Here is a 3,322-nt window from a genome sequence, read left to right on the forward strand (position 1 = left end):
AGTGATTGTGTGTCTTTTGGGGGGGATTTTTTTTGATAACACGCCCCCGCGCGCCCGGGGGGGGGGCTCCCCCCCCCCGCGGGGGGCGCGCGGCCGCACGCGCCGCGGCCGCCGGGCCGCCCGGACGGCCGCACGCGCCGGTGCGAACCGCCGCACCCGGCGCCGCCGCCGCCCCCCGCCGCCCCCGCCGCCCACACCACGGCCCAGGCCCCGCGCCGGGCCCCGACCCGTCCCCCGCGCCCGCCCGCCGGCCCCCGCCGTCGGGTCCGCCGACCGCCGTCCGGGCACGTACGATGGCGGCATGTCCTTCCTCCGCCGCCGCAGCGCAGCCACGCCCGCCGGGCCTGACTTCGACGTCCTCGCCATGGATCCCGGGGACTGGCCGGGCAATCTCGGAGCCGGGCTGCTGCCCGCCCCCGACGGCACCTGCCAGGGCGTCTTCCTCCGCTACGACCTGTTCGGCGGCCGCGGCCCCGCGATGGTCATCGGGAATCTCCCGGAGGGCTCCCCGGCCCGCGAGCTGGCCGACGGCGAGGTGCCCTTCGAGGTCGCCCAGCTGCTGGCGGCGCTCGGCAACGACGAGCCGGTCGAGGTCGTCGAGAGCGAGGACACCCCCGTCATGCACGACGACAACCTCCTCATCGTCAAGCGCATCAAGTGCTCCGAAAGCCGCGTCTCCTGCGTCCAGTTCGACCGCAGCGACGGCGTGCTGGTCACCATCGCCAGCTGGGACCGCCCGATCACGGACGATCTCTACGCCCTCCTCAAGCCGCTCCCGGCCGAACTCTTCCAGCAGCACTGACGAGCCGAGGGCCGGGAAGCGTCACCACTCCCCGGCCCCTGCGGCAGCCGGTTACGCCCCGCCCCGCCGGACGTCGACGTCCGCGGCCCGCACATACCCGATCCGGTGCCCGACCTGGATCTCGTAGTAGCGGTCTTCGCCCCGTACGACGGCGTGCGTGGCCGTGTCGAAGCCGGACGCGGAGAAGTAGTCCCCGCGCACGCTCCCGCCGACCGCGTACCGCTCCCCGGCGTGCAGCGGGTACGGCAGCGGCGACACCTCCTGCACCGGTACACCCGCCGGATACGCCGCCTTCTCCGGGTACGCCCGCCCGTAGACCGGGATCGTCGCCCGCCCCGCCTTCGGCGTCACCGTCGCGCCCGCCGTGCGGAAGGCCGTCGGCCGCTTCGCCGGGTTCTCGAACCATGCCCGCTGCCCGAGGTACCAGATCGCCGTCCAGCCGCCCTGCTGCCCGGCGAACGCGAAGTGCTGGCCGGTGCTGGCCCGCGCCCCCAGATCGTTGACGTCGATCGTCGACGCGCTGCCGTCCGGCCGCAGCCCCACGTCCTTGACCAGCGCCGCGTCCGCCTTCGGCGCGACACGCAGCCGCACCGCCTCCGACCCGTGCGCGGCACAGGGCGCGCCCGCCTTCTCACAGCCCGTGTACGGCGGCTTGTTCGTCGCGTAGTCCGGCCGGATCGTGACGAGATCGCCCGTCGCCCGCCGCCCCGCCGCGAACGGCTTGCCCAGCAGCGTGAAGTAGTGCGCCCAGTCCCAGTACGGACCGGGGTCGGTGTGCATCCCCGGGATCGTCGACGTCGTCGTGCCCGGCACGTTGTCGTGGCCCAGGATGTGCTGCCGGTCCAGCGGCACCCCGTACCTCCGGCTCAGATAGGTCACCAGCCGCGCCGAGCTGCGGTACATCGCCTCCGTGTACCAGGCGTCGGGCGCCGCCAGGAACCCTTCGTGTTCGATGCCGATCGAGTGGGAGTTGATGTACCAGTTCCCGGCCTGCCAGGCGACGTCCTTCGTCGGCACGTGCTGGGCGATCAGCCCGTCGGACGAGCGGACCGTGTAGTGCCACGACACATACGTCGGGTCCTGGACCAGCTTCAGCGACGTCTCCCACGACCCCTCGGTGTCATGGATGACGATCGTGTCGACCTTGAGGTCCTTGGGCCGGTCCGCCTTGTCGTGGTTGCCGTAGTCGTCGTTCCCGAACTTCTCGTACGGCGCCGGGACCGACTCGCACGCCACCGTCGCGGGGCACTCGGGCCGCGCCGCCGGAGCGGCCGCCTGCCGGACCGCCAGGGCGATACGTTTCGCCTGTGCGGCGTCGGGGCGCAGCGCGGGACGCGCCGCCAGCGCCACCCGCTGCCCCGCGTCCGTCGTCCGCGCCTGACCGCGCCGCAGCGCGTCGAAGACCTCGTCGGCGAAGACCCGCCCGCCGGATGCGTCGCCCGCACCGGCGTACCGCGCCACCGCGGCGTACCAACCGGCCGGACCGGCATCGCGCGGCAGCCCCAGCGCGCGCTGCTCCGCGGCGAGCAGCGCCGCGCCGCCGAGGACGTTCGCCGCCGGATCGGTGCGCAGCTTCGCCGCCGGGATACCGGTCAGCTCGGCCGCCCGGGGCAGCGTCCGCAGCCGCGCGGGCAGCTCGGCGGGCAGCGGCTGCGGCGCGGCGGCCTGGTGCCCGGCCGCGACCGGCCGCGCGGCGTCGCCCCGCGGGTCGTCGTCCGCCTCGCTGTGGCGCGCCACCACCCGGGCCACCGCCGCCCGTGCGTCCGTCAGATGCATCGGGCCGTACCCGCCGTCGACGCTGGGCGCACCGCCGTGCGCGTCCCAGCGGGACTCCAGGTAGGAGACGCCCAGCAGCACACTGCGCGGTACGTGGTAGCGGGCGGCGGCCTCGGTGAAGGCCCGCTGGAGGGTGTCCGGCGCGGGCTCGGCGGCCCCGGCCGGACCGGTGGCCGACACCAGCGGGAGCAGCAGCGCCCCGGCGGCGAGGGCCGTCGCGGTGCGGACGGCCGGGCGGGAGGTGCGTCGTCCGCCCTCCGGTTCGGCTCTCCGGATTCTTCGCAGTCTTCGCAAGGCAACCTCCTGGGACCGGCCCCGGCCGGGGCGTTGTGACGGGTGGTGCGCAGACGTCCGAACGGGACGGGACTCGTCTCATGAGGCCCGACCGGCCTAGAGGTATCGGCTGTCCAACGATCCGTCAATCACCTCGCCACAGCGGGATTTCGCATGTCAGCGAGGTACGGAGGCAGTCTTCCCGGGATCGGCCCGCGGCCTGCGGGGCATCAGTGGAATGGACCAGTGGCGGCCGCGGACCCATGGACCCATGCGCCGGGCGGCCGCGGAACCGGGTGCGCGGCCGTGCGCCACGGGACGGCGCGTCCTTGCCCCGGCATCGCGCCCGTGCCTCGGCATGACGAAGGGGGGGGGGGGGGGCAGCTAGTCGACGTTCGCGGCGGCCCCGCCCGCACGCGCGCGGCGGGGGGCGGGGGGGCGCGCCCCCGCCCCGCCCCCCCGAGACGCGCG

Annotated in this window: 2 protein-coding genes; one reads left to right on the forward strand and one right to left on the reverse strand. The window is 75.2% G+C overall.

Annotation, left to right across the window (positions count from 1 at the left end):
- Positions 1 to 301: 301 nt before the first annotated feature.
- The gene (locus ACFWWQ_RS15310; RefSeq protein WP_345090904.1) at positions 302 to 802 is read left to right on the forward strand and encodes a hypothetical protein; all 501 of its coding nucleotides are present in this window, start codon (positions 302 to 304) and stop codon (positions 800 to 802) included.
- A gap of 51 nt (positions 803 to 853) precedes the next feature.
- Here the strand turns inward: ACFWWQ_RS15310 and ACFWWQ_RS15315 are convergent, their stop codons facing one another.
- A complete protein-coding gene (locus ACFWWQ_RS15315) occupies positions 854 to 2,854 on the reverse strand; it encodes an N-acetylmuramoyl-L-alanine amidase (protein WP_384596255.1) in 2,001 nt (666 codons plus the stop codon).
- Positions 2,855 to 3,322: the final 468 nt, after the last annotated feature.

This window comes from Streptomyces sp. NPDC059080 (assembly GCF_042739975.1).
Classification (GTDB): domain Bacteria; phylum Actinomycetota; class Actinomycetes; order Streptomycetales; family Streptomycetaceae; genus Streptomyces; species Streptomyces benahoarensis.